This window comes from Bradyrhizobium sp. ISRA464 (genome assembly GCF_029910095.1).
In the GTDB taxonomy this organism is placed as follows: Bacteria; Pseudomonadota; Alphaproteobacteria; order Rhizobiales; family Xanthobacteraceae; genus Bradyrhizobium.
In genome coordinates this window covers 840,982-867,971 of record NZ_CP094526.1, presented here as the reverse complement: position 1 = coordinate 867,971, position 26,990 = coordinate 840,982, and the positions used below count along the sequence as shown (strand labels likewise).

Sequence of the window (26,990 nt, the reverse complement as noted above, 5' to 3'; positions counted from 1 at the left end):
TCGTAACACCGATGATGGCAGGTTCGAAGGGTTCCCAGATCGGCCCGGTCCTTGCATAAAATCACGGCAGCGCGGCGCACGGCAGGCTCTCTCGATGGTTTCGATTGCGGTGCAACGTGCGTATCATTGTGTTGGGGTATGGTCGGGGCAAGTGGAACCGGTTTCCGAAACGACCACGCTCGAATAAGGAGATGAGATCATGATGCGTGCAATTGCGTCATGATCCGGAAGTCTGAACGGCAGGGATTGGCGCGTTGCAGGAACAAACAAACTACCCGGCACTGAATCAGCCGGTCGACGAACTGGCATTGGCCGAAATCAAGAGCGCGATTCTCGCCAAGCTCCGGCTTGCGATCGGCAAGGACGCCAACGCGGCGACCAGGCGCGACTGGTACAAGGCCGCGGCGCTGGCACTGCGCGACCGCATCGTGCATCGCTGGCTGAGCGCCGAGAAGGAGAGCTACGACGCCGGCGCCAAGCGCGTCTATTATCTCTCGCTCGAGTTCCTGATTGGCCGCCTGTTCACCGACGCGCTGAACAATATGGGTCTGTTGCCGCTGTTCGAGGCCGCGCTTGGCGATCTCGGCGTCGACCTCTCGGACTTGCGCAAATGCGAGCCGGACGCCGCGCTCGGCAATGGCGGCCTGGGCCGCCTCGCCGCATGCTTCATGGAGAGCATGGCGACGCTTGCAATCCCCGCCACCGGCTACGGCATCCGCTACGATTTCGGCCTGTTCCGCCAGATCATCAACCACGGCTGGCAGCAGGAATATCCCGACGAATGGCTCGCCTTCGGCAATCCTTGGGAGTTCCAGCGGCCGGAGGTGGTCTACAACGTTCATTTCGGCGGTCATGTCGAGCATGTCGACGAACGCGGCCGCGATCGCGCCACCTGGCACCCGACGGAGACGGTCGAGGCGATGGCCTACGACACGCCGATCGTCGGCTGGCGCGGCGAGCACGTCAACGCGCTGCGCCTGTGGTCGGCGCACGCGCCCGACCCGCTTGAGCTCGACGTCTTCAACACCGGCGACTACGTGTCCGCGAGCGCCGAGCAGGCGCGCGCGGAAGCGATCTGCAAGTTCCTCTATCCGAACGACGAAAGCGCTGCGGGGCGTGAGCTCAGGCTGCGGCAGGAATATTTCTTCGTCTCGGCCTCGCTGCAGGATCTCGTGAAGCGGCATCTCGCATCCGACGGCGGCTTGCGCAATCTCGCGCAGAAGGCCGCGGTGCAGCTCAACGACACCCATCCGAGCCTCGCCGTCGCGGAGCTGATGCGCATCCTGGTCGACCTGAACAATTTCCGCTGGGACGAGGCCTGGAAGATCACCGTCGCCACGCTGTCCTATACCAACCACACGCTGCTGCCGGAGGCGCTGGAGACCTGGCCCGTCGAGCTGTTTGAACGGCTGTTGCCGCGGCATCTCGAGATCATCTACCGGATCAACGTGCAGCATCTCGCGCTCGCCGATGAGCGTTGCCCCGGCGACATCGAATATCGCGCCTCGGTGTCCCTGATCGACGAGAAGAGCGGCCGCCGCGTGCGGATGGGCCAGCTCGCCTTCGTCGGTTCGCATCGCATCAACGGCGTCTCGGCGATGCATTCCGACCTGATGAAGGAGACCGTGTTCCACGATCTCCATCATCTCTATCCCCAGCGCATCACCAACAAGACCAACGGCATCACCTTCCGCCGCTGGCTGATGCTGGCCAATCCGAGGCTGACCGCGCTGTTGCGCGAGACCTGCGGCGAGGCCGTGCTTGACGACTTCTCGCTGCTCGAACGGCTCGAGAGCCACTCAAGCGATCTCGAGTTCCAGACGTCGTTCCGCGACGTCAAGCACCACAACAAGCTGGCGCTGGCGCGGCTGATCGGAGAGCGCAACAACATCAAGGTCGATCCGTCGGCGCTGTTCGACGTACAAATCAAGCGCATCCACGAATACAAGCGGCAGCTGCTCAACATCCTGGAGACGGTCGCGCTCTACCACGCGATGAAGGATGAGCCGCAGCGCGACTGGGTGCCGCGCGTGAAGATCTTCGCCGGCAAGGCGGCGGCGAGCTATCGTTACGCCAAGCTGATCATCAAGCTGATTAACGACGTCGCCGAGATCGTCAACAACGACGCTTCACTCGGCGGCAAGCTGAAGGTCGCCTTCCTCGCCGACTACAATGTCAGCCTCGCCGAGGTGATCATCCCGGCCGCCGATCTCTCCGAGCAGATCTCGACCGCGGGCATGGAGGCCTCCGGCACCGGCAACATGAAGCTCGCGCTGAACGGCGCGCTGACGATCGGCACGCTCGACGGCGCCAATATCGAGATCCGCGACTGGGTCGGGCCGGAGAACATCGCGATCTTCGGCATGGAGGCCGGCGACGTCATGGTCCGCCGCAAGCAGGGACTGGACGCTGGCGACGTGATCCGCAAATCGCCGCGGCTGGAGCGCGCGATCCGCGCCATCGAGAGCGGCGAGTTCTCGCCCGGCGATCCCGCCCGCTTCGCCTCGATCGGCCACGCGCTGCGTTATCTCGACCACTACATGGTCTCGGCCGATTTCGATTCCTACTACAACGCGCAACGCGGCATCGACGCGCGCTGGCAGGTGATCCCGGCCTGGACCCGCGCCTCGATCCTCAATGTCGCGCGGATGGCCTGGTTCTCCTCCGACCGCACCATCCGCGAATATGCCGAGGACATCTGGCACGTGCCGGTGCACCCGAGCGCGCCGCCACAGATCGGGACTCAGCGCGAGGCCAAGGGATAATCCCGGGGCACGGAAATCGATTACGTCCAACGTCATTGAGTTCGGCGCGCTTGCCGAGGTACTGATGTTGCGCGTCATTGCGAGGAGCTCGCGACAAAATTGCGGAGTATTTTGCGCTGAAGCGACGAAGCAATCCATGCCTCCGCTTGTTGAAGCATGGATTGCTTCGCTTCGCTCGCAATGACAGAGACGGACGTCTGCGATTAAGGACTCGTATGCTCACCAAGACCCCGCACCTTTTCGATGAAGCCACCGCAGTTACCGCCGGCGACAGTCGCTGGCAGGGGCGCACCAGCCCGGATTACTGGGCGTTCGTCGGGCCGTTCGGCGGCTGCACCGCGGCAACGATCCTGCGGGCGCTGATGCAGCATCCGCAGCGCGCGGGCGATCCGCTGGCGCTCACCGTGAACTATTGCGCGCCGGTCGCCGAAGGCACGTTCGATCTCGACGTCCGCCTCGTGAAGGCCAACCGCTCGAGCCAGCATTGGTCGGTCGAAATGACCCAGGGAGGAGGCGAGGTCGCAACGCTGGCGACCGCCGTGTTCGCCGAGCGCCGGCCGTCATGGTCGCACCAGCCGGCCGCGTTTCCCGGCGCCACGCCGTTCGAGCAGCTGCGGTCCTATCCCAAACTCGCGATGACCTGGGCCAATCAATACGACTTCCGCTTCGTCGAGGGCGAACCGGAGCTCGGCGGCGCCGCACCGAAGCAGCCGTCGAGCGCCTATTCAAAGCTCTGGATCGCCGACCGCGCCCCGCGCAAGGTCGATTTGCTGTCGCTGATGTCGATGTCGGATGCCTTCTTCGGCCGCGTTTTCCACGCGCGGCGCGAGCTGGTGCCGTTCGGCACGGTGTCGCTGACGACCTATTTCCATGTCGACGCGGCCGACCTCGACGCAGAGGACACCACCCGCGTGCTCGCCGTCGCGGACGCCAAGATTTTCCACAAAAGCTACGGCGACCAGCACGGTGAATTGTGGTCGCCGTCCGGCCGCCTGCTCGCCACCACGACGCAGATCGCTTATTTCAAGGCCTAGAAGCGTTTTCGAGCGAAGCGGACAACGGTTCACCTGAGGAAATGCCAGCTTCGGTTCTGATTCAATCGGAGCCGGAGGCGAAGGCAAATATCCACATTGGTCTGTTACGATCGGATTGCCTATTTCAGGGGTTGAGGGAACATTGGCGCATCGCTTCTGTTTCTCGCCTTTGGAGCATTGCCGCATGTCCGAAGCCGACACGTCCAGACCCTCGCGCATCGCGCTGCTTGGCGTTCCCATCGAGATCGGCGCGGCGCAGGCCGGTCCGCTGATGGGACCGGATGCGCTGCGCACGGCAGGGATCGCGCGCCTGCTCGAGCAGCTGGGCTTTTCCGTTGACGACCACGGCAACCTGGCGATCCCGGCTGTCGTCGCCGACGGCCCGGTGCCGGCAAACACCAAATTCTACGACGAGGTGAAGACCTGGACCCGCGCGCTCTCCGAGCGCGCCTACTGGCTGGCGCATTCCGGCGCGATCCCGATCTTCATGGGCGGCGATCACTCATTGTCGATGGGGTCGATCAATGGCGTCGCGCGCTACTGGCAGGAGAAGGGCCGGCCGCTGTTCGCGCTGTGGGTTGACGCGCATGCCGACTACAACACGCCGGCCACCACCATCACGGGCAACATGCACGGCATGTCGGCGGCCTTCCTGTGCGGCGAGGACGGCCTCGACAACCTGCTCGGCGGGCTGCCGCGCGCCTCGATACCGCCCGATCAGCTCGACCTGATCGGCACGCGGTCGGTCGATCCGCTGGAGCGCAAATTGCTGCGGCAGCGGAACGTGTCGATCGCCGACATGCGCCAGATCGACGAGTTCGGCGTCGCCGTGCTGACCCGCCGCGTGATCGAGCGCGTCAGGGCGAAAAACGGCGTGCTGCATGTCTCCTTCGATGTCGACTTCCTCGATCCGGCGGTGGCGCCCGGCGTCGGCACCACGGTGCCGGGCGGCGCGACCTATCGCGAGGCGCATCTGATCATGGAGCTGCTGCACGATTCCGGCCTGGTGCGCTCGCTCGACATCGTCGAGCTCAATCCGTTCCTCGACGAGCGCGGCCGCACCGCGCGCGTCGCGGTCGAATTGATCGGCAGCCTGTTCGGCCTGCAGATCACCGACCGCCAGACGCCGAGCAACGCGGTGTTGCCGGAGATGGGTGAATAGCGAGTGGCGAAACGCACACGACTTCCGCTCCGTCACCCTGAGGAGCGCGCACTTGCGCGCGTATCGAAGGGTCGACGGCCACCAGCCGGGCCGTTCATCCTTCGCGACGCGCTACGCGCTCCTCAGGATGACGGAGCAAGACATCGGTGCGCTGCGCGCAGCAGAGAATCACAACAGAAAAGGCGGCCTTGAAGGCCGCCTTTTCAAATCGCGAGACCGGTGCGCGCGGTTTTACTCCGCCGCCAGCTTCACTTCCGGCGCGGCGGCGCGGACTTCGGCGTCGACCTGGCTCTCGAACTTGGCGAAGTTCTTCTGGAACATGCCGACCAGCGCTCGCGCGGTCTTGTCGAACTCGGCCTTGTCGGCCCAGGTCTTGATCGGATCGAGGATGTGCGGCTCGACACCTGGCAGCGAGGTCGGCACCGCGAAGCCGAAATACCGGTCGGTGCGGAAATCGGCGTTGCGCAGGCTGCCGTTCAACGCGGCAGTCAGCAACGCACGCGTCACCTTGATCGGCATGCGGCGGCCGGTGCCGTACTTGCCGCCGGTCCAGCCGGTGTTGACCAGCCAGCAATCGACATTGTGCTTGGCGATCAGCTCGCGCAGCATGTTGCCGTACACGGACGGATCGCGCGGCAGGAACGGCGAGCCGAAGCAGGTGGAGAATTCCGGCTGCGGCTCGTTGCCGAGACCGCGCTCGGTGCCGGCGACCTTCGCGGTGTAGCCGGACAGGAAGTGATACATCGCCTGCGCCGGCGTCAGCTTGGCGATCGGCGGCATCACGCCGAAGGCGTCGGCGGCCAGCATCACTACGTTCTTCGGATGCGGCGCGCAGCCGGTGCGCGAAGCGTTCGGAATGAAGTCGAGCGGATAGGCCGAGCGGGTGTTCTCCGTCTTGGAGCCGTCGTCGAAATCGGGCACGCGGTCCTTTTCACCGAGCACGACGTTTTCCAGCACGGCGCCGAAGCGCTTGCTGGCGGCATAGATCTCGGGCTCGGCTTCGCCGGACAGCTTGATGCATTTGGCGTAGCAGCCGCCTTCGAAATTGAAGACGCCGTCCTCGCTCCAGCCATGCTCGTCATCGCCGATCAGCGTGCGCTTCGGATCGGCGGAGAGCGTGGTCTTGCCGGTGCCGGAGAGGCCGAAGAAGATCGCGGTGTCGCCGTCGGGGCCGACATTGGCTGAGCAGTGCATCGGCATCACGCCCTTCTCGGGCAAATAGTAGTTCAGCGTGGTGAACACGCTCTTCTTCATTTCGCCGGCATATTGCGAGCCGCCGATCAGGACGATCTTGCGGGCGAAATCGATGGCGACGACGTTCTCCGAGCGCACGCCATGACGTTTCGGATCGGCGCGGAAGCTCGGCAGATCGATGATCGTGAGTTCGGGAACGAAGCTCGCAAGCTCCGACGTCTCGGGACGGATCAAGAGCGTGCGGATGAACAGCGAATGCCAGGCAAGCTCGGTGAAGACGCGCGTCTTGATGCGATGTTTGGCATCGGCGCCGCCATAGAGATCCTGCGCGAACAGCGTCATGCCTTCGGCGTGCTTGAGGAAGTCGGCATAGAGCGCAGCGAACTGCTCCGACGTGATCGACTGGTTGCCAGCCCACCACATGCTCTTGTCGGTGAGGCCGTCGCGGACCGTGAACTTGTCCTTCGGACTGCGGCCAGTGAACACGCCGGTGTCCGCGCAGAGCGCGCCATCGGCCGATAGCACCGCTTCATTGTTGCGCAGTGCGTGCTCATAGAGCTGGGGCGCACCGTAGTTCCAGTGAACGCCCTTGAGATTTTTTAAGCCGAATTTGTCGGCGCCGAAGGCACCGTTATGCACGCCCGTCTCTTGCACGAAGAACCTCCTCGAACCCGCGTATCCTTGTTCGCGCGAATGTCGCCAATCGCGCCCCGCCGCGGTGACCGCCTGTTGAATATAGCCTTCCGGCTCCGGTCCGGCGACCTAATAGTGGGGATCGCCGGGCTTGCCAAGCTAGTCGACCGGGTTTTGGTTTATTCCAAGGCAGGCAGATCATTTGACGCATATACCGCAGCGCGGGACTGTTTCGCTTCGCTTTCGTTTTCCTGTCTATTTCACGGGAGTCGCGCGAGGTTTGATCGCGGTTTTCCCCGAAACCATGGCACTGCGATGCACAAATGGTGCCAGTGCGTGGAGCGCGCCCGCTCCGATCAACGCCAAGAGTACCGAGAATGCCGGGTATGCATTTCGCGGCGATGATACGTCGTTGAGTTGCTTCGGCAGGACCTGACGCAACGCCGCTGCGTCGCGCATGTCGCCCACTATCGTGTTGCACGGGGCAGCACCACCTGATCGGCACCGAGCTTCAGTCGCGCAACTTCGATCAAGGCCAACGAGCCATCGCCGAAGCTGAATTGCTGTAATGCACAACTGGGGCAAAGGTTCCGCAATACATATCTCATCGTCTGCGGCGAGGCCGCGCAGCGCCGTAGATGATACCGCAATCAGCGAACCAGGCGCGCTACAGCGCTCCACCCATCGCGATCGAATCTTCCCGCGGTGACGCCATGATTTTCTTCGACCGCATTCGGTTCGTCGGCGGTGACAATCCGCCTGCGCAAGATGATCGCGCTGTCAGGCGCGCGGCAAAGGTCCCCATCACCAGACGCCGCGCTGGGTCTCGACGAATGCACAGCGAGCCGCGGCCATGCGACACCATGCCTCGTCGCGACGACGGCAACGCGGCTCGGTCGGCCGACAATCGTTCGGATTGTTCTTTTTGAACTATCCCTTGGCGCGCGCCTCGCCGGCGAGGCGGACCAGCATCTTGCGCAATTCCGCACTGGTCGTAACCCTTTCGGAGAAGTCGAGCCGCAGCGTCTTGCGGTCCGCCTGCATGTCCATGCCATCGGGATCGCAGCCGGTGCAGATCCAATCCGCGCTCTCTGCCCCAAGCAGGCGCGTGGCGTAGAGATTCATCGCCTCGCGGTGATCTTCATTCATGTGCGCCACCGCGCCCGCCTCTGCCTCCAGCAGGGGCGCAGCGTCGCTCAGATCGGTCAGAAACTGCCCCGGCTTCAGATCGATGATCCGGCCAAATCCGGCGACCAGATGGGCGCCGCTGGGCCGGATCCGAAAGAATGCAAAATCCTTAAAGTCTACAAAAGCTTCGGCGGAGGGATGGGCGCCAAGATAGCGCCGGCGCAGCAGCGGTGTCTCAACCGCGGCGGCCTCCTCCGCCCGACCCGCCAGCATGATCCGCGCCCCTTCCAGCGGATCTCCTTCGGCGCGCTCATCCAGCATGAGCGAGACCCTGCCATCGGCCAGGATGTTCTTCGTATGCAGCGCTAGGCGCGAGATCAGCAGGATCGGCGAGCCGTCCGGATGGGCCGCCAGATTGACCAGCGAGCAATAGGGATCGCCGCTGCCGGCCATCAGTGTGGCGAGCGCCCCCTGGCGGCTGCGTCGAAGCAGCGAGCGGACCTGGTGAGCGGGATTGAAATCGGGGGTCGGTTGCATGGGTCTATCGGGTCATTTTATTGCGGAACCGGCCGATTTCTTAGCGAAAAAGGGCCTTTCCTCATCATCTCAGGGTGCTATATGGGGGTCCAACGCATGGGTCGCAGAAGCGTTTTTGCGGAACTCGGTCACACTTCAGCCCAGCTTGCATTGCTCGTTGACTGCGTTCGAAGCCCTATTGTACGGCGCGTCGCTGGAATGCCCGCCGCTTAAGCCACTCTCATTGTGAAAGCAGCACATGCCCACAATCGCCTTGGTCGACGACGACCGCAACATTCTCACTTCCGTCTCGATTGCGCTCGAAGCCGAAGGCTATCGTATCATGACCTATACGGACGGAGCATCGGCGCTGGATGGTTTTCGCACCTCGCCGCCCGATCTTGCGATCCTCGACATCAAGATGCCGCGCATGGACGGCATGGAGACGCTGCGACGGTTGCGGCAGAAGTCCGACCTGCCGGTGATTTTCCTCACCTCCAAGGACGAGGAGATCGATGAATTGTTCGGCCTGAAAATGGGCGCCGACGATTTCATCCGCAAGCCGTTCTCTCAGCGCCTGCTGGTCGAGCGCGTCAAGGCCGTGCTCCGCCGCGGCCAGCCCAAGGATCCGACCGCCCCGCCGAAGGAGCCGGACGCCCGTGCGCTCGACCGCGGCCTGCTGCGGATGGACCCGGAGCGCCACACCTGCACCTGGAAGAACGAGCCGGTCACGCTGACGGTGACCGAATTCCTGATTCTGCAGGCGCTCGCCACCCGCCCCGGCGTGGTGAAGAGCCGCAATGCGCTGATGGACGCCGCCTACGACGACCAAGTCTATGTCGACGACCGCACCATCGACAGCCACATCAAGCGGCTGCGCAAGAAGTTCAAGGTGGTGGACGACGAGTTCGAGATGATCGAGACGCTGTATGGCGTCGGCTATCGCTTCAAGGAAGCCTGATCTGCGCTTCCAGGGGCGCTTTGTTAACTGACAGGGCCCGCGCGGCTGGGGTAAGGTTGCGCGGGCGATTGCGTGCTTCGCGGGACGACATCCAAACCAACCGGCAGCTTTGCCAGTGCTTGATCGAACGCAGCCCGAGCAGGGACTGAACACCGAGGACGCGTCACAGCTCCTCGAACATGATGCAGTAGCTGACGACGTGGCGCAGGAGAAAGGCTGGCGGCGCCCGCTCGGCTGGCTGCGCCGTGCCGGCCAGTTTTTCTTTGCGCTGTCGTTCTCGAGCCTGACGCGCCGCATCGTCTCGCTCAACCTGGCCGGACTTGTCGCGCTGGTCGCCAGCATCCTCTATCTCTCGCAGTTCCGTGCCGGCCTGATCGAGGCGCGCACGCAGAGCCTCATGGTCTATGCCGAGATCATCTCGGAGGCGATCGCTGCGTCGGCGACCGTCGAAGGCAACACCGTCACCATCGATCCCGATCGCCTGCTCGACCTGAAGCCCGGCGAGAGTTTTGGCCAGCCGGATGAATCGGCGGACTTCCCGATCAATCCCGAGCGCGTCGCGCCGATCCTGCGCCGCCTGATCGCGCCGACCAAGACGCGGGCCCGCATCTTCGACCGTGACGGCGGACTGATCCTCGACAGCCGCAACCTGTTCGCGCGCGGCGACGTGCTTCGCATGGAGCTGCCGCCGCCATCGGAGAAGCCGTCGCTGTACGAGAGAGCCAAGATCTCGATCAAGACCTGGTTCAACCGCGGCGACCTGCCGATTTACCGCGAACTCGGGCCCGAAGGCGGCAAGGGCTATCCGGAAGTCGCGCAGTCGCTCGAGGGATTGAACAGCAGCATGGTCCGCGTCACCGAGCGCGGTGCCGTCGTGGTGTCGGTCGCGGTCCCCGTGCAGCACTTCCGAGCCGTGCGCGGCGCGCTGATGCTGACCACCCAGGGCGACGACATCGACCAGATGGTGATGTCCGAACGCCTCGCCATCCTGAAGGTCGGCGGCGTCGCCTCCGCGGTCATGATCATGCTGTCGCTCCTGCTGGCAAGCACGATCGCAGGTCCGGTGCGGCGGCTCGCCGACGGTGCCGAGCGCGTCCGCCACCGCATCCAGACCCGCGTCGAGATTCCCGACTTCACCGGGCGCCGCGACGAGATCGGCCATCTCTCCGGCGCGCTGCGCGACATGACCAACGCGCTCTACAGCCGCATCGAGGCGATCGAGATGTTCGCTGCCGATGTCGCGCATGAACTCAAGAATCCGCTGACGTCGCTGCGCTCAGCGGTGGAGACGCTGCCGCTGGCACGCAACGACAGCAGCCGCGCGCGGCTGCTCGCCGTGATCGAGCACGACGTCAGGCGGCTCGATCGCCTGATTTCCGACATCTCGGACGCCAGCCGGCTCGATGCCGAGTTGCAACGGCAGGACATGGCGCAGGTCGATCTGCGCCGGCTGCTGACGACGCTGACCGGCGTCGCCAATGAGACACGGCTCGGCCACGACGTCGCAGTGGAGGCCCGCTTCGACGGCCGCGGACCGACCGACACATTCTCGGTGCCGGGCCATGATTCGCGGCTCGGCCAGGTGATCTCGAACCTGCTGTCGAACGCGCAGTCCTTCTCCAAGCCCGGCGACAAGGTGCGCATCGTCTGCCGGCGCATCCGCAACGAGGTCGAGATCGTCGTCGACGACGACGGGCCCGGCATCGGCCAGGATGCGCTGGAGCGGATCTTCGAGCGCTTCTACACCGACCGGCCGCACCAGGGCTTTGGCCAGAACTCCGGCCTTGGACTCTCGATCTCCAAGCAGATCATCGAAGCGCATGGCGGGCGCATCTGGGCGGAAAATCGCCTGGGCCCGGCCGGTGAGGACGGCAAGCCCACGGTCGCCGGCGCGCGCTTCGTGGTCAGGCTGCCGATACTATGAGCCGCAATGTCAGCGTGCATGCGTCCGCCGTTCTCGTCGGCGAGCGTGCCGTGCTGATCCGGGGGCCGTCAGGCGCCGGCAAGTCCCGCCTGGCGTTCGACCTGATTCTTGCCGGCCGCTCCGGACAGGTTCCGACAGCCATTTTGGTGGGTGACGACCGTGTCCATCTCGACACAGCCGACGAACAATTGTGGGTTCGCCCGGCACGGGAGCTGGCCGGCCTGATCGAGATCCGTGGCCTCGGAATCCGCCGCTGCGACTTTGTCGCCGAGGCCCGGGTGGGGCTTGTGGTCGACCTCGCGGCCGACGACGCGGAACGGCTGCCGCCGCCGGAGGCCCTGAAGACCTGCCTAAACGGTGTTTTATTACCAAGAATCCCGATCGGCATCGGCGTCCAACCCCTGCCGCTGGTTGTCGCCGCGCTGACGACAACCGAGAGTTCATATCCCGGTAATCTTGCGGCCGATTGTGGAAAGGAAATTGGTAACCATATCACATCCACTATCGCGTCCGATTTGGTCGGCGCAGCCTCCCCTCTCTACCGCCAGGAACAGGGAGACTAGCCAAGATGCCCTCTTGCGCAGGGCCTCTGGATGGTCAAAGTGGCGCGTTCGTGCGGTGCACCAAAGAGCGCCCACGAGGAGTTTCCGATGATTGGTCTAGTGCTGGTGACCCATGGGCGCCTTGCCGACGAGTTCAGAGCGGCGCTCGAACACGTGATGGGTCCGCAGAAACAAATTGAGGCAATTACGATCGGAGCGGAGGACGATTCCGATCTCTGTCGAAGCGATATCATCGAAGCGGTGAATCGCGTCGATAGCGGCGACGGCGTCGCGATCCTCACCGACATGTTCGGCGGCACGCCGTCGAACCTTGCGATCTCCTGCATGAGCCGCCCTAAGGTGGAAGTGCTCGCAGGCATCAATCTTCCCATGCTGGTCAAGCTTGCCAAGGTTCGCGAGGAGCGCTCGTTGCCCGATGCGATCGCGATGGCCCAGGAAGCCGGCCGCAAATACGTCACCATCGCCAGCCGCGTCCTTGCAGGCAAATGAGCGACGAGACCTCGGGCGCGAACGACGTCGGCCCGAGCGTGCCAGCGGGCGCCATCTCCCGTGAACTCCTGATCGTCAACAAGCGCGGCCTGCACGCCCGCGCCTCCGCCAAATTCGTCCAGACGGTCGAGCGTTTCAACGCCGAGGTCTGGGTCACGCGCGGCAGCGAGACCGTCGGCGGCACCTCGATCATGGGCCTGATGATGCTCGCCGCCGGGCCCGGCACGACGGTGATCGTCTCCGCGAAGGGCCCCGAAGCGCAGAGTGTGCTCGACGCCATCGCTGAGCTCGTCGCCAGCAAATTCAACGAAGAAGGCGCGTAGGCCGCGTTGGCGCCGCTACTTCGCCGGCGGCACCAGATAGACCTTCCACACCGTCGACGGGCCGGGATGGCCATGGAAGAACCGCTGCGTGGTCATCACCAGCGGCTCGGCAGCCTTGGCATGCTCCGCCATCCACTCTTCGCACGGCTTCAGGAAGACCGGATCGGTGGTGTCGCAGATGCCGATGAAACCGTAACGCTTGGCTTCCTCGAGCGAGGTCAATCCGGACGATACCTCGCCGGGCGTGATCGCGGCCGGATGATCGGGGCTGTAGAACGTCATCGGCTCGCTGATGTCGGAGCGGGCGGCGACGACGGCCCAGCGCGAATGGAATTTGGCCTGCCAGGTCTCGGTCAGCTCGCGCGCGAGCTCGGAGCGCGCGGCATAGGTCGAGGCTGTGTTGTGGCTGGACGCCATCTCCTGCGTCGCGATGCTCGGCGCGGCGAACAGCATGGCGACCGTGATCACGAGCCAGATCGCGGTGACGGTGAACAGCGCCATGCGCGGCATCCGCACGCGGGGAATCGCGACCAGCGCGAGCGGCACCAGGAAGAACAGCGGGATGCCCCAATCGGTCTTCATGTAGACCGTGAATGCCAGCGCGCCGAGCGGCGGCCCGATCGCGACGATGAACTGGACGATCCAGACGTTGAGCGCCTGCGCGCGATTGAGCTCCGGATTCGGCCGGTCCGACCAGATCCGCACGGGCCGCCACGACAGTGAGCTCAGCGACAGCGCGAGCAGGCCGAGCAGGGCCGGTGCGGCGAGCAGCCCGAGATTGTGCCCGATATAGCCGAGCACGAGCTGGACGTTGAGCGCGCGGCTCGACAGCGCGTAGACGTCGCCGGCATAGGTGAGCGGCAGGAAATCCACTTCCTCCAGCCAGACCAGATGCGGGATCATCAGCACGAGCATGGTGCCGATCCCGACCCAGGGCGCCGGCGAGCGCAGGAACTGCAGCCGCTGCGGGTGGATCAGCGCGGCAAGGCCGATCGCGCCGATCATGGTCAGCACCCAGTATTTGGTCATCAGCGCCAGCGCGCCGGCGAAGCCGAGCAACAGACCGGATCTCACGCTCCGCTTCTCGAACGCGTTCAGATAGGCCAGCACTAGAAGCGGCAACGGCACGAGCTGCGCCAGATCGGCGTTGTACTTGAAGCCCTTGAAATTGAAGATCGGGTACAGCGCGAGCATCACCACCGTGAAGAACGCGCGGCGGCGGTCGACGACGCGCAGCGCGATCAGCCAGCAGACCACCATGGCGAAACTCACGGTCGCCATCGCAAGCGCGTAGGTCGACCAGTTGGCGACCGGGAAGAACTTGAACCAGACACCGGCGATCCAGCCCGACAGCGGCGGGTGCTTGCCATAGCCGAGCAGGAAGCGCTGGCCCCAGGCATAGGCTTCCGCAACGTCCATGTGGACGTCCTGTGCGGCCTTGAGCTTGATGAGGATCTCCGTCCACAGCACCGCGTGGACGAGCGCGAAGCTGATCACGAGCCACAGGCCGGTTTTGGGATCCGTGGCCCGCGACACCAGCCATGCGGCCAGTCGGCGGATTGTCAGCCGGCGGTTCGCGCGCCGCGCGGCGGGGAGATAGGCGGCAGTCGACATAGTCAGTGCCTACGGCATGATCCGGACAAGTGCGAAGCGGTGTTCCGAAAAGATCATGCCCAACAGGAGACGAAAGCGCGATGATATCTCGTTCGGATTTCATCGCGCTTTAGCGCGTTTTTGCCGCCAGTGAAATCAGCTTGGCGTGAACGACGCTCTCAGCCGACGACCAGCGCCACGCGCTTTTCGGCTGCCGCCCGCGGAACGAACCGCAGAGCGAGCAGTCCGCCAGCGGAGACAAGGTCCAGCGCATCGAAAGGTCCGGAGCACCAGACCCGACCGAAACATGCCCGGAAATCGATCACGACGCCGCCCGGCGATTCGCCGTCACACCGCTGCAAAATACCGCAATATGGTTGCCGCTTGGGGGGTGCGGATGCTATCCCGCGCCCCATGACAACCGCCCCGATTTCCAACATCCGCAACTTCTCCATCGTCGCCCATATCGACCATGGCAAATCGACCCTGGCCGACCGCCTGATCCAGATGACGGGCGGGCTGTCGGATCGCGAAATGGCGGGCAAGGAGCAGGTGCTCGATTCCATGGACATCGAGCGCGAGCGCGGCATCACCATCAAGGCGCAGACCGTCCGGCTGAACTACCGCGCCAAGGACGGCAAGGATTACATCTTCAACCTGATGGACACGCCCGGCCATGTCGACTTCGCCTACGAGGTCTCGCGGTCGCTGGCGGCCTGCGAGGGTTCCCTGCTCGTGGTCGACGCCAGCCAGGGCGTCGAGGCGCAGACGCTCGCCAACGTCTACCAGGCGCTCGACAACAACCACGAGATCGTGCCGGTCCTGAACAAGGTCGACCTGCCGGCCGCCGAGCCGGAGAAGGTGAAGCAGCAGATCGAGGACGTGATCGGCATCGATGCGTCCGACGCCGTGATGATCTCGGCCAAGACCGGGCTCGGCGTGCCCGAGGTGCTGGAGGCGATCGTCACCCGCCTGCCGCCGCCGAAGGGCGACCGCGACGCGACGCTGAAGGCGCTCCTGGTCGACAGCTGGTACGACGTCTATCTCGGCGTGGTCGTGCTGATCCGCGTGGTCGACGGCGTGATGAAGAAGGGCCAGCGCATCCGGATGATGGGCACCGGCGCCGCCTACGACATCGAGCGCGTCGGTTTCTTCACCCCGAAGATGGAGCAGGTCGAGGAGCTCGGCCCCGGCGAGATCGGATTCATCACCGCGGCGATCAAGGAAGTCGCCGACACCCGCGTCGGCGACACCATCACCGACGACCGGAAGCCGATCAGCGAGATGCTGCCGGGCTTCAAGCCCGCGATCCCGGTCGTGTTCTGCGGCCTGTTTCCGGTCGACGCCAACGACTTCGAGACGCTGCGCGCGGCGATGGGCAAGCTGCGGCTGAACGACGCGAGCTTCTCCTACGAGATGGAGACCTCCGCCGCGCTCGGCTTCGGCTTCCGCTGCGGCTTCCTCGGCTTGTTGCACCTGGAGATCATCCAGGAGCGGCTGTCGCGCGAGTTCGACCTCAACCTGATCGCGACCGCGCCGAGCGTCATCTACAAGATGAAGCTGACCGACGGCAGCGAGCTCGAGATCCACAATCCCGTCGACATGCCCGACGTGGTCAAGATCGCCGAGATCGACGAGCCCTGGATCGAGGCCACCATCCTCACCCCCGACGAATATCTCGGCAGCGTGCTGAAGCTGTGCCAGGACCGCCGCGGCTCGCAGAAGGAGCTGACTTACGTCGGCACCCGCGCGATGGTGAAATACGACCTGCCGCTCAACGAGGTGGTGTTCGATTTCTACGACCGCCTGAAATCGGTCTCCAAGGGCTACGCCTCGTTCGACTATCACCTGACCGACTACAAGCCGGCCGATTTGGTGAAGATGCAGATCCTGGTCAACGCCGAGCCGGTCGACGCGCTGTCGATGCTGGTGCATCGCACCCGCGCCGAAGGCCGCGGCCGCGCCATGGTCGAGAAGATGAAGGAGCTGATCCCGCCGCACATGTTCCAGATCCCGATCCAGGCGGCGATCGGCGGCAAGGTGATCGCGCGCGAAACCGTGCGTGCGCTGCGCAAGGACGTCACCGCGAAGTGCTACGGCGGCGACATCACGCGCAAGCGCAAGCTTCTGGAGAAGCAGAAGGAAGGCAAGAAGAAGATGCGGCAGTTCGGCAAGGTCGACATCCCGCAGGAAGCCTTCATCGCCGCGCTCAAGGTGGATAGCTGACGCGTCGGCCCGTTCGCCGGCGCGGATGATGTCTATCGTTGTCTCAGCAACGTATGAAAGCGCACTGCGATTTGAATCGCCATTGAGCCGAGCGCCGACTATGCTACGATCATGTCGCGCATATTGTCACTCGCAGTCGTCGTTCTCCTGTTGCTGCAACCGGACCTGAGCTCGGCCGCTTCGGCGAAGAAGCGGCACACCGCCCGCTGGCATGGCTACGGCTTCCTGCCCGGTTATAGACAGCCGCCCAATCCCACCATTCCAGTGCTTGGTCCACGCGGCGCCGCTCGCGGCCTGCCGGACTATGCGCCGCAGTATTGGTATGGCGGTGATTGGTACTATTTCGGCCGGCCCGGATTTTATCGCGGACGCTACAATGGCGGCAGCTTTGGCCCGTGCTGGACCTGGACGCCGATCGGACGGGCCTGGAATTGTGGATAGAAGGCGCGTGGAGCGTTCGCGCGGCCGCTCTTAGATCCAGCGCCGCACCCGGGCGACATAGTCGTCATAGGCTGCTCCGAACTGCCGGCGCATCTTGGCTTCCTCGAAGGGAATGTGAACCCAATTGGCCGTCGCGAATACGCCGACCGGCGCAATCAACATCGGCCAGGCTCCAACCCGTATCGCAATGCCCAGGGCCAGCAGCACGAGGCCCAGGTACATAGGGTTGCGGGTGAACTGGTAGGGACCGCTGGTCACCAGTTTCCGGTTGGTCGGCGACGTCGGTTCGATTTCGGTGCCCTCTCGCCGGAATAGGACGAAAGCCCACACCGGCGGACCGAACGCGATGACCACCAACGCAAGTCCGAACAGCGGAAGCGGCAGGCCGGGCAGCCTCGGCCAGTCGAGCGACCAGCTCAGCGTCACGCCAAGCAGGAGATAGATCAACGTCCAGATCGGCGGAGGGAGCTTGAGCATGGCCGGGACCTCACTGGAATAGACGCACAATCGGCATTTCAGCTGCGGCTGCAGCGCGCTCCTACCACAAAAACATGTTCGCCCTGAGTCCATTGCGACGGTCATTCAGCCCGTCGCGACGCAACTCGCACGGGCCCGATCGTCGCAAGACTTCGATAGCTGATCTGCGACGGCGCTATCCCACCTTGCCCTCGCCCACGGGATGGGCCACCATCGCGCACCCGCCCAACAAAAACGCGAAAAGGGGCTGAGGAAAGGCATGAACAAGCCGCAGGGTTTCGACCTCGTCGAGCGGGCACGCGCGCTGGCGCCGCTGATATCAAGCGAAGCCGACGAGATCGAACGCACGCGGCGGCTGACACCGGCCGTCACGTCCGCACTCGTCGAGAACGGGCTGTATCGCGCGCTGCTGCCGAAGAGTTTTGGCGGCGCCGAGGCTACACTGGACGCGTTCATGCAGATGCAGGAGGAGATCGCCAAGGCCGACGCGTCGACGGCCTGGTGCCTCGGCCAGTGCAGCGTCTGCGCCATGACTGCGGCCTATCTCGATCCCGACGCCGCCAGCGAGATCTTCAACACCGCGCCCGGCATCCTGGCCTGGGGCGCGATCGCGCACGAGGTGCGCGCCGAGCCCGGCGGCTACCGCGCCAGCGCACGCTGGGACTTCGCCTCCGGCTCGCGGCAGGCAAGTTGGCTCGGCGCCCATGTCCGCGTCGTCGAGGCCGACGGCTCGCAGCGCAGGAAGCCGGACGGCTCGCCGGAAATCCGCACCATCCTGTTCCCGGTGTCGTCGGCCACCCTGCACGACGTCTGGGACGTGATCGGGCTGAAGGGCACCGGCACCGATTCCTACTCGGTCGAAAATCTCTTCATCCCCGAGAAATTCGCCGCACTGCGCGACGATCCCACCGCCCTTCGCGAGCAGGGACCGCTGTACAAGCTCTCCACCAACATGGTGTTCAGCATGGGCTTTGCCGCCACCTCGCTCGGCGTCGCACGCGCCATGCTGGACGCGGCGACCGAGCTTGCGCGCGGCAAGACGCCGCAAGGGCTGAAGGCGATGCGCGACAACAACGCCGTGCAGGGACCTGGACCATCCATCAATCGGCGGCCGTGGTCGACACCGCCTATCACATGGCCGGCGCCACCGCGGTGTTCGCAAAAAATCCGTTCGAGCGGCGCTTCCGCGACATGCATGCGATCGCACAGCAGATCCAGGCACGCGACACGCAATATGAGGACGCCGGCAAGGCGATCCTGTCGGCCAATCTGGCCGCGCCGCCATCGGCGCGTTAGCCATGCGTTCGTCGCTTCGCTCCTCGCAATGAAGCAATGGGCGCTGGCCCCTACGCCACCAGCGCCGATCTCACTTCCGCCCCGCGCTGGGCCTGCAGCAGGCTGACGACCTCGGCGTTCGGCCGGGCGCGGCTGAACAGAAAACCCTGGCCCTCGTGGCAACCTTCGGCGCGCAGGCAGCTCAGCTCGGCCTCGGTCTCGACACCCTCCGCGGTGATGGTGACGCCGAGCCCCATGCCGAGGCTGACGATCGAGCGCACAATCGCCTGCGCGTCGCGGTTCGCGCCGAGGTCGCGCACGAACGACTGGTCGATCTTGATCTTGTCGAACGGGAAGCTGCGCAGATAGCTCAGGCTCGAATAGCCGGTGCCGAAATCGTCCATCGACATGCGCACCCCGAGCGCGCGCAGCGCATGCAGCGTGGCCAGCACCTGGCTGCTCTTCTCCAGCAGCAGCGTCTCGGTAATCTCGAGTTCGAGCCGCCGCGCCGGCAGACCGGATCGCTTCAACGCGTCGGTGACGAGCGACAGCAGATTGCCGGTGCGGAACTGCAGCGGCGAGAGGTTGACCGCGACGCGGACGTCATCCGGCCACTGCGCCGCGTCCATGCAGGCGCGGTGCAGCATCAGCCCGCCCAGCGGGTTGATCAGCCCGGTCTCCTCCGCCACCGGGATGAACTCACCGGGCGAGATCATGCCGCGCTCCGGATGCGGCCAGCGCACCAGCGCCTCGAAGCCGGTGATGCGTCCGCTCGCGAGATCGACCAAGGGCTGGTAGTACGGCCTCAGGCCCTCGTTCTGGATCGCGTCGCGCAGATCGATCTCGATCTTGCGCCGGCTCTGGGCGCGCGCATCCATCTCCGCCTCGAAGAAGGAGAAGGTGCCGCGGAATTCGCTCTTGGCCCGCGACAGCGCCATGTCGGCGCTCTTCAGCAGCTTTTCCGAATCCTCGCCGTCGCCGGGCGACATCGCGATGCCGATGCTGGCGCCGATCACCACCGAATGCCCCTCGAGCAGATAAGGCTCGCCGATCGCATCCAGGATGCGCTTGGCCAGCAAGACCGCGTCCTCGGGCCGGACCACGCCGCTCTGCACGATCGTGAACTCGTCGGAATTGAGTCGGGCCAGCGCATCCTCCTCGCGCAAGGTCGAGCGCAACCGCTTGGCCACGCCGCGCAACAACTTGTCGCCGACGCCATGGCCGAGCGTATCGTTGACCGCCTTGAAATTGTCGAGCCCGAGCATCAGCACCGCGACATTGTCCGAGCTGCGGCGGGTGTGCTGCAGCATGTCGTCCATCTGCTGCCGCAACAGATTGCGGTTCGGCAGGCCGGTCAGACTGTCATGCTGCGCCATGAAGGCGAGCCGCGCCTCGGCACGCTTGCGCTCGGTCATGTCCATCAGCGCGAGCAGCATGGCCGGCCGGTCGCCGTGCATCAACTGGCGCGAATAGATCGCAAGATCGATCAGCGTGCCGTCGGCGCGAACGTGCTTCCAGGTCCGCGCGGCCTGTTCATCGGTGCTGCGCCCCGCGGCCCAGGGCAGTTCTGGATCGAACGCCTGCAAGCTCCGGATCGTGAGCTTCTCGAACTCGGCGCGGGCATAGCCGTAATGGGCGACCGCCGCATCGTTGACGCTGAGAATCCGCTCACCGTCGAGCGCGCACAGGATCATCGGCACCGGGTTGCCGTCGAACAGCAGGCGGAACGACGCTTCGCGTTGCTTCAGCTCGGTGATGTCGACGCGCAGCCCGACAATGCCGCCATCCGAGGTCAGCCGTTCCTCGATCAGGACGACGCGGCCGTCGGCGAGCACCTGCTCGTGCCGCTCGCCTGGCTGGTACATCTTCTTGAGCCGCTCGGCGATCCATTCCTCCTCGCGGCCCGTCGCCTCGGGATAATCGCCACGTTCAACACCGATGCGGATGGTGTCTTCCAGCCGCGCGCCATGCTCGAAGAGATCCGAGCTGCGCTTGTAGATTTCCGAGTATTTCTTGTTCCAGAGGATGTAGCGACCCTCGGCGTCGAGAAACACGATGCCCTGCGGCAGAATATCGATCGCCTCGCGCAGCCGCTCGTTGGACTTGCGCGCCTCCGCGATCGCCGCCTCGGCCTGCGCACGCTGACGCACCAGCTCGCCGATTTCGGCGGCAGCACGGTGCGAACTGCCCGACAGGTTCGGCGCAGGCTTGGCCTGGTGGCCACGGCGACGGTGCATTGCAGCCTGCTTCGGTTTCTTGATCTTTTTCGGCCGCATTATCGGCATCCGCACGCCCCACGCGCATTCCAGCTTGGCGAGTGTTTCTGCGATAAGTGTCTGAAAAAATGGTATCTATCGACGAGGAGCGCACCGGTCACGAGCCCGCGGCCTGCCCGCTTTGAAGGCGAATACACGCACCGCGCGAGTGCACGATACTGTACAAGCGACGACACGCCAGATTCGCAAGACGGAGGCGCCGTCGCATAGTGAGGAATGCGTAAACGAGCGTGCGATTGCATAGTGGATGCGCCGAAATCTCCCGAAGCGCACGAATATGTGTCAGCGCGCAACACGGTTATCGTGGAGTTAAGGCGCGATGCGATGCGCGCGCTCCAGCGCGCCCGGTTTGCGATCACGATGCGCATACCGCCACGGCCGTTGCACTTGACGAACCCATAGAGCATCGCAGCGTGCGAACGCCTGCCCTGAATGAACTGCGCAGATGATGCCTGCCGGCTGCCGTCGCTTGCAAAGCGCTGCAGGCACAGGCGGGCGGAGAAGCGGCGCGTAATCTTTGCTCCTAGCTGTGGGTGATCAAGCAATTGCGATGAAAGCGCCGTCCTCACACGGCAAATCCATGCTAGCCTTGCGCGGACAGAGTGATCCGAATGACACCCCGCCTGCTTCTGATCCCGCTCCTGCTCTCCGCCCTCATCGCCACCAGTTCCGCCTGGTCGCAGGACAAGGGCTCCCTCGACCCCAAGCCGCTGCCGCCGCTCGCCAACCCCAAGGATCCGAAGATCGGGGCGAAGGAATTGTTCGCACGCAAGGTCCTGCCGGCCGCGATGCCGACGCAGTCGATCGGCTCCTATGCGAAGGGCTGTCTCGCCGGCGCCGTGAAGATGCCGCTGAACGGCGACACTTGGCAGGTGATGCGGCTGTCGCGCAACCGCTACTGGGGCCACCCGGCGATGATCGCGCTATTGAAGCGGCTTGCGGCGAAGGCGCACAAGGACGCGGGCTGGCCCGGCATCCTGGTCGGCGACATCGGCCAGCCACGCGGCGGCCCCGCGCTCTCTGGCCACGCCAGTCACCAGATCGGGCTCGATGCCGACATCTGGCTGACGCCGATGCCCGATCACAGATTGTCGCGCGAAGAGCGCGAGGAGATGTCGGCGGTCATGATGGTGCGCGACGACCGCCTCGACGTTGATCCGCGCGTCTTCACGCCCGGTCATGTGCTCGTGCTCCGCGACGCGGCGCAGGAGCCGGCCGTGCAGCGCATCTTCGTCAACGCTGCGATCAAGAAGGCGCTGTGCCGCGAAGCCAAGGGCGATCGGAGCTGGTTGTCGAAGATCAGGCCGTGGTGGGGCCACGACTACCATTTCCACATCCGGATGCGATGCCCGCCCGGAAGCCCCGAATGCAAGGGACAGCCGTCGCAGTCGGGGGACGAAGGCTGCAAGCCCTCCGACCTCGCCTTCTGGTTCAAGGACTCGGTGCTGCATCCGAAACCCCCGCCGAAACCGCCGAAGCCGCGCCCGCCGATGACGCTGGCGCAGCTGCCGGCAGACTGCAAAGCGGTACTGAACGCGCCGGACGCCAAGCAATAACATCTTTGTCAGACGCTGTTCCGGCAGGCTGCAGATGCGTTATGATCCGCCGTCACGCGCCGCAAGCGCGTTCACATCGCGGATCAGGGCGCTGATCTCTCGTCATTCCCCCATTTTATTATCGATGCGGGCCGTCGTCGCACACGATGACCAACGTTCTTTGCAGTGGACTTAGACATGCGCAAATCGCTCCTTGCCGCCGTGTTGTTGCTCGTTGCAAACCCCGCCTTCGCAGCGGAAGAGCCAAGCGGCTGCGACAAGTTCAAATGGCCGATCGACCATGCGCGCGCCGCGCTCACCGCGCCCGATCGCGCCAAGCTGACGTCGGGCAGCGAACAGGCGGCGTTACCGTCGACGGGCATCACGCTCACGCTGGTCACTCCCGCCGACGCAAAGCTTCCCACGCCGCCGGAGCGTGCGCCGAAGGATGGCACCTTTGCCGGGTTCACCAGCTTCAAGACAACCCCGAAGTCCGGGCTCTACACCATCAGCCTGTCGGCCGGCGCCTGGGTCGACGTGGTGCAGGACGGCCGTTCCCTCAAGCCCAAGGCCTTCAGCGGTGCGACCGATTGCGACGGTATCCGCAAGACGATGAAGTATGAGCTCTCCGCGAGCCCCTTCGTGCTGCAAGTCAGCGGCGCCAGGGAGAACTCGATTTCGATCGCGATCCAGCCGAGCGAATAGGACGATCGTTGGACAAACGAGCGCCTTTACCGTAAGCCTCAGCCTGCTATGTTTGCAGTGCGATATCCCCGATGACCGTAAGTCCTCCAGGGAGCAGCGGAACAGCGCTTCCGCCGATCGCGGCCCAGATCCATCCCACGCCTGATTTGCGCGCGCTTGTTCGCGCGCGAGGTCGCACGGAGCGCTTCCTATGTCACGTATTGTCGGACTCTTCACCGCCTTCGTTATCCTGCTCGGCGCGATGCATTCGCCCGCCGCAGCCGACGACAAGACGCTGACCGTCTTCGCCGCGGCCTCGATGAAGAATGCGCTCGACGACATCGACGCGGCCTATACCGCGAAGACCGGCGTCAAGATCAACGCCAGCTATGCCGCAAGCTCGGCGCTCGCCAAGCAGATCGAGCAGGGCGCGCCGGCTGACGTGTTCGTCTCCGCCGATACCGACTGGATGGACTATGCGATCAAGCAGAAGACCATCAACGAGCCGACCCGGATCAATCTGCTCGGCAACTCGATCGTGCTGATCGCGCCGAAGGATTCCAAAATCGACAATGTCAACATCGCCCCGGGCTTCGACCTCGCCAAGCTTGCCGGCGACGGCAAGATCGCGACCGGTGATGTCAAGGCCGTGCCGGTCGGCAAATACGCCAAGGCGGCGCTGGAGAAGCTCGGCGCGTGGCAGGCGGCGGAGCCGAAATTCGCGATGGCCGAAAGCGTGCGCGCCGCGCTGACGCTGGTAGCGCGCGGTGAGGCCGTGCTCGGCATCGTCTATTCGACCGACGCCAAGGTCGAGCCGGGCGTCAAGATCGTCGGCACCTTCCCGGCCGACACCCACCCCGCCATCATCTATCCGGTGGCGGCGACCACAAATGCGAAGCCGGAGACCTCCGACTATCTCGCCTTCCTGCGCTCGTCCGCGGCGAAGACGATCCTCGAGAAGTACGGCTTCAAGTTCCTGATCAGCCCGACGACCTGATCCAGCGCCGCCGATTTGAAGCTCCTCCAGTGATTGCCGCGACTACGATGAGGAGCTTCAAATCGATCAGCGGCACTGGCAAATCGAATCTTGCTAGTGTCTGTTCCCGAAGTTCGTAACAGAGGAGCCGCACTTGCATCCGAACTTCGGGAACAGACACTAGTGTTTGAGATTTCGCCAACCGAGTGGACGGCGATCCTGCTCTCGCTCAGGGTCGCCGTCATCGCAACGCTGGTGGCGACTCCGTTCGGAATCGCGCTCGCCTGGCTGCTGGCACGGCGCGATTTCTGGGGCAAATCCATCCTCGATGCCGCCGTGCACCTGCCGCTGGTGCTGCCGCCGGTCGTCACCGGCTATCTGCTGCTGCTGACCTTCGGTCGGCGCGGCCTGGTCGGCGCCTGGCTGGCCAACCATCTCGGCATCGTCTTCGCCTTCCGCTGGACCGGCGCGGCGCTCGCCTGCGGCGTGATGTCGTTTCCGCTTCTGGTGCGGCCGATCCGCCTCTCGATCGAGGCAATCGACCGGCGGCTCGAACAGGCGGCCGAGACGCTCGGCGCCGCTCCCTGGCGGGTGTTCGCGACGGTGACGCTGCCGCTCGCTCTGCCGGGCGTGCTCGCCGGCATGGTCCTCGGCTTCGCCAAGGCGATCGGCGAGTTCGGCGCGACGATTACCTTTGTCTCCAACATCCCCGGCGAAACCCAGACCATTTCGTCGGCGGTCTATTCGCTGATCCAGACGCCGGAGGGCGACCGCGCCGCCGGGCGGCTCGTGATCATCTCGATCGTGATCGCGATGGGCGCACTCGTCGCCGCGGAGTGGTTCGCGCGCCGCGCCACCGCACGCCTGCACGGACAATAGCGATGCTGCGCGTCGACATCACCAAGCAGCTCGGCGAGTTCACGCTTGCGGCGTCGTTCGCCAGCGAGGGCCGCGTCACCGGGCTGTTCGGCGCCTCCGGCTCCGGCAAGACCTCGCTGATCAATACCATTGCCGGGCTGTTGCGCCCCGACCGCGGCACCATCGTGATCGACGGCGAAACCGTCGACGACACCTCGGCCGGCATCCACGTCCCGACCTATCGCCGCCGCATCGGCTACGTCTTCCAGGACGCGCGGCTGTTTCCGCACCTCGATGTCCGGCAAAATCTCGATTACGGCCGCCGCATGAACGGGCTCGCCGACGATCCCGCGCAGCGCAAGCGGGTGGTCGAGCTGCTCGACATCGGCGCGCTGCTCGACCGCCGTCCCGGAAAGCTCTCCGGCGGCGAGCGCCAGCGGGTCGCGCTCGGCCGGGCGCTGCTCTCGAAGCCGCGGCTGCTGCTGCTGGACGAGCCGCTGGGTGCGCTCGACGAGGGCCGCAAGCTCGAGATCCTGCCCTACCTGGTGCGGCTGCGGGACGAGGCCGGTATCCCCATGGTCTATGTCAGCCACGACGCCGCCGAGCTGCGCCAGCTCGCCACCCAGATCGTGATGCTGCGCCTCGGCCAGGTGACTGCCTTCGGCGGTGTCAAGGTGCTGACGACGACGTCGTAGCTGGCCGTTTCACCGAAAGCCGGCATAAGATAGCCCAGCTTGTCCGCTAGACGTCCCTTGGCGTCGGACCGGACGCATAGGGAAAGACGCATCGTGCGATTGACTGGCTGGACATTGCTGCTGATCGGCCTGGCGCTGTGTGTGACGGTCGCGTGGGCGGCCGTCGGTTTCCTGCTGATGGGCCTCGGCTTGATTTCGCTGCAGGTCGCCGAGCGCGGCCGGCACCGCGCCAGTTTGGCGGTGGCCGCGCCCGCCGTGGGGTTCATCCCGCCGCTTGTCGGCGCAGGTCTACAGCCGCCGATCTTCGAGCCCGTCGTCCAGCGCGACGGCACGCCGCGGCAGCCCCGCCGGGCGGCATGGCCCGCCAAGACCGGGGATGCCCCCTATGACCGCGAGGCGTGGGACCGGCTGGTCGCGAGCGATCCCGATATTGCCCGCCTCGCCAAGGTCCTTGCCGATTACGGCCCGCAATATGTCGACGAGCTGGCGACCAACTATCTCGCCGCGCCCGACAAGAACCGGCTCGGCGGGATCGTCGACGGCATCATCGCACGGGCGAGCGGCGGTCAGCCGGTGCCGCCGCCTGCGCCGGCACGGGGATCGCAGCCGCCGCTACCTCGCTCCGAGGCCCAGGCCGTGAGGGCGTCCGGGGACGCGAAGCCGGGCACCGCACCGCCACCGCCGCCGGCCAATCCGGCCGACGCGCTCGAGGCGTCCCTGATCGCCGCGGTCGAGGAGGCCTCCGCCCGGACCGCCGGACGGGCCGATCCGTCCAGGCCCGGCGGCGATGCGGCGAGCCGGCCGGCGCCCGTGACCCGGCGGGAGCCGGAGTTCGCGCGGGTGCCGAGGCACGGGCAGCCCGGCCGGCTGCCGCCGCTCCCATCGTCCAACCCATCCGCCGATCTCGAAGCGTCGCTGATCGCCGCCGTCACCGAGGCGTCCGCCAAACGGGCCGATCCGCCAAGGCCGGGGGCGCCGCCGGAGGGTCCACCCGCACCCGCGAAGCGCGAGCCGGATGGCACGCCTGCTGCGCCGCCGCCTGTCCCGCCCAAGGCAGGCGCGCCGGCCAGCGATGTCGACGCGACCCTGCTTGCGGCGCTGGCCGAGATTTCCGGCGAGAAGCTCACCGACCCGACCAAGCCGAACCCCGCCTCGAAGGAGCCGCCGCCCTCGCCGGCCGACGACGACCTGTCGGACATGATCAAGAAGTTCGCGCCCGATTCGAATTTCCTGCGCAAGACGTAAGCTGCGTCTCCGCCCCC

At 65.1% G+C, this 26,990-nt stretch carries 22 protein-coding genes and 1 pseudogene; 18 read left to right on the top strand and 5 right to left on the bottom strand.

Annotated features, from left to right (window positions below; genetic code table 11):
* Positions 1-254: 254 nt before the first annotated feature.
* From MTX19_RS04040 to rocF, 3 genes are all read left to right on the top strand, one after another.
* Entirely contained in the window at positions 255-2,765 is a 2,511-nt protein-coding gene (locus MTX19_RS04040; protein ID WP_280982536.1) for a glycogen/starch/alpha-glucan phosphorylase, read from the top strand.
* Between the two features lie 215 nt (positions 2,766-2,980).
* Positions 2,981-3,799: a thioesterase family protein gene (locus MTX19_RS04035; protein ID WP_280982535.1), complete on the top strand. Its 819-nt coding sequence runs from the start codon at positions 2,981-2,983 to the stop codon at positions 3,797-3,799.
* A gap of 184 nt (positions 3,800-3,983) precedes the next feature.
* Positions 3,984-4,961 carry an arginase gene (gene rocF, locus MTX19_RS04030; RefSeq protein ID WP_280982534.1) on the top strand — a complete coding sequence of 326 codons (978 nt, stop codon included), beginning with the start codon at positions 3,984-3,986 and terminating at the stop codon, positions 4,959-4,961.
* Positions 4,962-5,192: 231 nt separating this feature from the next.
* Here the strand turns inward: rocF and MTX19_RS04025 are convergent, their stop codons facing one another.
* Positions 5,193-6,809 (bottom strand): phosphoenolpyruvate carboxykinase, encoded by a 1,617-nt coding sequence (locus tag MTX19_RS04025; RefSeq protein ID WP_280982533.1) that lies wholly within the window; start codon positions 6,807-6,809, stop codon positions 5,193-5,195.
* A gap of 909 nt (positions 6,810-7,718) precedes the next feature.
* On the bottom strand, positions 7,719-8,453 hold the full coding sequence (locus tag MTX19_RS04020; protein WP_280982532.1) for a DUF2470 domain-containing protein: 735 nt from the start codon (positions 8,451-8,453) through the stop codon (positions 7,719-7,721).
* A 238-nt stretch (positions 8,454-8,691) separates the two neighbouring features.
* On the opposite strand from MTX19_RS04020, the gene MTX19_RS04015 reads away from it, so the two are divergent.
* The 5 genes from MTX19_RS04015 (at position 8,692) to MTX19_RS03995 (ending at position 12,692) form a co-directional block, all read left to right on the top strand.
* On the top strand, positions 8,692-9,393 hold the full coding sequence (locus tag MTX19_RS04015; RefSeq protein ID WP_139479670.1) for a response regulator transcription factor: 702 nt from the start codon (positions 8,692-8,694) through the stop codon (positions 9,391-9,393).
* Positions 9,394-9,508: 115 nt separating this feature from the next.
* A complete protein-coding gene (locus MTX19_RS04010) occupies positions 9,509-11,317 on the top strand; it encodes a sensor histidine kinase (protein ID WP_280974331.1) in 1,809 nt (602 codons plus the stop codon).
* Positions 11,314-11,880: an HPr kinase/phosphatase C-terminal domain-containing protein gene (locus MTX19_RS04005; RefSeq protein WP_280982531.1), complete on the top strand. Its 567-nt coding sequence runs from the start codon at positions 11,314-11,316 to the stop codon at positions 11,878-11,880. Before MTX19_RS04010 ends, MTX19_RS04005 begins: the two co-directional genes overlap by 4 nt.
* An 87-nt stretch (positions 11,881-11,967) precedes the next feature.
* Positions 11,968-12,369 (top strand): PTS sugar transporter subunit IIA, encoded by a 402-nt coding sequence (locus MTX19_RS04000; protein WP_021076632.1) that lies wholly within the window; start codon positions 11,968-11,970, stop codon positions 12,367-12,369.
* Positions 12,366-12,692, top strand: coding sequence for an HPr family phosphocarrier protein (locus tag MTX19_RS03995; protein WP_280982530.1), 327 nt, complete (start codon positions 12,366-12,368; stop codon positions 12,690-12,692). The genes MTX19_RS04000 and MTX19_RS03995 overlap by 4 nt, the downstream gene beginning before the upstream one ends.
* 15 nt (positions 12,693-12,707) lie before the next feature.
* Here the strand turns inward: MTX19_RS03995 and MTX19_RS03990 are convergent, their stop codons facing one another.
* Positions 12,708-14,306 carry a glycosyltransferase family 39 protein gene (locus tag MTX19_RS03990; protein ID WP_280982529.1) on the bottom strand — a complete coding sequence of 533 codons (1,599 nt, stop codon included), beginning with the start codon at positions 14,304-14,306 and terminating at the stop codon, positions 12,708-12,710.
* A gap of 393 nt (positions 14,307-14,699) precedes the next feature.
* Between MTX19_RS03990 and lepA the strand changes: the two genes are divergently transcribed.
* Positions 14,700-16,511, top strand: a complete 1,812-nt coding sequence (gene lepA, locus MTX19_RS03985) for a translation elongation factor 4 (RefSeq protein WP_280982528.1) — start codon at positions 14,700-14,702, stop codon at positions 16,509-16,511.
* Positions 16,512-16,622: 111 nt separating this feature from the next.
* On the top strand, positions 16,623-16,952 hold the full coding sequence (locus MTX19_RS03980) for a hypothetical protein (protein WP_280982527.1): 330 nt from the start codon (positions 16,623-16,625) through the stop codon (positions 16,950-16,952).
* Positions 16,953-16,982: 30 nt separating this feature from the next.
* On the opposite strand, the gene MTX19_RS03975 is transcribed toward MTX19_RS03980, so the two are convergent.
* Positions 16,983-17,429, bottom strand: a complete 447-nt coding sequence (locus MTX19_RS03975; protein WP_280974339.1) for an isoprenylcysteine carboxylmethyltransferase family protein — start codon at positions 17,427-17,429, stop codon at positions 16,983-16,985.
* 202 nt (positions 17,430-17,631) lie between these two features.
* Between MTX19_RS03975 and MTX19_RS03970 the strand changes: the two are divergent.
* Together MTX19_RS03970 and MTX19_RS03965 are read left to right on the top strand one after the other, a co-directional pair.
* Positions 17,632-17,898 (top strand): annotated as a pseudogene (locus tag MTX19_RS03970) (hypothetical protein); the annotation flags it as partial.
* 32 nt (positions 17,899-17,930) lie between these two features.
* Entirely contained in the window at positions 17,931-18,725 is a 795-nt protein-coding gene (locus MTX19_RS03965) for a hypothetical protein (protein ID WP_348638385.1), read from the top strand.
* A gap of 50 nt (positions 18,726-18,775) precedes the next feature.
* Here MTX19_RS03965 and MTX19_RS03960 read toward each other — a convergent pair whose 3' ends face one another.
* Positions 18,776-20,989, bottom strand: a complete 2,214-nt coding sequence (locus MTX19_RS03960; RefSeq protein WP_280982525.1) for an EAL domain-containing protein — start codon at positions 20,987-20,989, stop codon at positions 18,776-18,778.
* Positions 20,990-21,591: 602 nt separating this feature from the next.
* Here MTX19_RS03960 and mepA point away from each other — a divergent pair.
* From mepA to MTX19_RS03930, 6 genes are all read left to right on the top strand, one after another.
* Positions 21,592-22,536 carry a penicillin-insensitive murein endopeptidase gene (mepA, locus tag MTX19_RS03955; RefSeq protein WP_280982524.1) on the top strand — a complete coding sequence of 315 codons (945 nt, stop codon included), beginning with the start codon at positions 21,592-21,594 and terminating at the stop codon, positions 22,534-22,536.
* Positions 22,537-22,713: 177 nt separating this feature from the next.
* Positions 22,714-23,220, top strand: a complete 507-nt coding sequence (locus tag MTX19_RS03950) for a hypothetical protein (protein ID WP_280982523.1) — start codon at positions 22,714-22,716, stop codon at positions 23,218-23,220.
* A gap of 190 nt (positions 23,221-23,410) precedes the next feature.
* On the top strand, positions 23,411-24,196 hold the full coding sequence (modA, locus tag MTX19_RS03945; protein WP_280982522.1) for a molybdate ABC transporter substrate-binding protein: 786 nt from the start codon (positions 23,411-23,413) through the stop codon (positions 24,194-24,196).
* A gap of 162 nt (positions 24,197-24,358) precedes the next feature.
* Entirely contained in the window at positions 24,359-25,054 is a 696-nt protein-coding gene (modB, locus tag MTX19_RS03940) for a molybdate ABC transporter permease subunit (RefSeq protein ID WP_280982521.1), read from the top strand.
* Positions 25,055-25,056: 2 nt separating this feature from the next.
* Positions 25,057-25,728, top strand: coding sequence for a molybdenum ABC transporter ATP-binding protein (gene modC / locus MTX19_RS03935; protein WP_280982520.1), 672 nt, complete (start codon positions 25,057-25,059; stop codon positions 25,726-25,728).
* A gap of 39 nt (positions 25,729-25,767) precedes the next feature.
* A complete protein-coding gene (locus MTX19_RS03930; RefSeq protein ID WP_280985848.1) occupies positions 25,768-26,973 on the top strand; it encodes a hypothetical protein in 1,206 nt (401 codons plus the stop codon).
* Positions 26,974-26,990 lie beyond the last annotated feature (17 nt).

Excerpts from the sequence above, each read along its gene's own strand:
- MTX19_RS04035 (WP_280982535.1), top strand. The coding sequence starts at position 2,981 with ATGCTCACCAAGACCCCGCACCTTTTCGATGAAGCCACCGCAGTTACC.
- rocF (WP_280982534.1), top strand. The coding sequence starts at position 3,984 with ATGTCCGAAGCCGACACGTCCAGACCCTCGCGCATCGCGCTGCTTGGC.
- MTX19_RS04020 (WP_280982532.1), bottom strand. The coding sequence starts at position 8,453 with ATGCAACCGACCCCCGATTTCAATCCCGCTCACCAGGTCCGCTCGCTG.
- MTX19_RS04015 (WP_139479670.1), top strand. The coding sequence starts at position 8,692 with ATGCCCACAATCGCCTTGGTCGACGACGACCGCAACATTCTCACTTCC.
- MTX19_RS04005 (WP_280982531.1), top strand. The coding sequence starts at position 11,314 with ATGAGCCGCAATGTCAGCGTGCATGCGTCCGCCGTTCTCGTCGGCGAG.
- MTX19_RS04000 (WP_021076632.1), top strand. The coding sequence starts at position 11,968 with ATGATTGGTCTAGTGCTGGTGACCCATGGGCGCCTTGCCGACGAGTTC.
- MTX19_RS03995 (WP_280982530.1), top strand. The coding sequence starts at position 12,366 with ATGAGCGACGAGACCTCGGGCGCGAACGACGTCGGCCCGAGCGTGCCA.
- MTX19_RS03990 (WP_280982529.1), bottom strand. The coding sequence starts at position 14,306 with ATGTCGACTGCCGCCTATCTCCCCGCCGCGCGGCGCGCGAACCGCCGG.
- lepA (WP_280982528.1), top strand. The coding sequence starts at position 14,700 with ATGACAACCGCCCCGATTTCCAACATCCGCAACTTCTCCATCGTCGCC.
- MTX19_RS03980 (WP_280982527.1), top strand. The coding sequence starts at position 16,623 with ATGTCGCGCATATTGTCACTCGCAGTCGTCGTTCTCCTGTTGCTGCAA.
- MTX19_RS03975 (WP_280974339.1), bottom strand. The coding sequence starts at position 17,429 with ATGCTCAAGCTCCCTCCGCCGATCTGGACGTTGATCTATCTCCTGCTT.
- MTX19_RS03960 (WP_280982525.1), bottom strand. The coding sequence starts at position 20,989 with ATGCCGATAATGCGGCCGAAAAAGATCAAGAAACCGAAGCAGGCTGCA.
- mepA (WP_280982524.1), top strand. The coding sequence starts at position 21,592 with ATGACACCCCGCCTGCTTCTGATCCCGCTCCTGCTCTCCGCCCTCATC.
- MTX19_RS03950 (WP_280982523.1), top strand. The coding sequence starts at position 22,714 with ATGCGCAAATCGCTCCTTGCCGCCGTGTTGTTGCTCGTTGCAAACCCC.
- modA (WP_280982522.1), top strand. The coding sequence starts at position 23,411 with ATGTCACGTATTGTCGGACTCTTCACCGCCTTCGTTATCCTGCTCGGC.
- modC (WP_280982520.1), top strand. The coding sequence starts at position 25,057 with ATGCTGCGCGTCGACATCACCAAGCAGCTCGGCGAGTTCACGCTTGCG.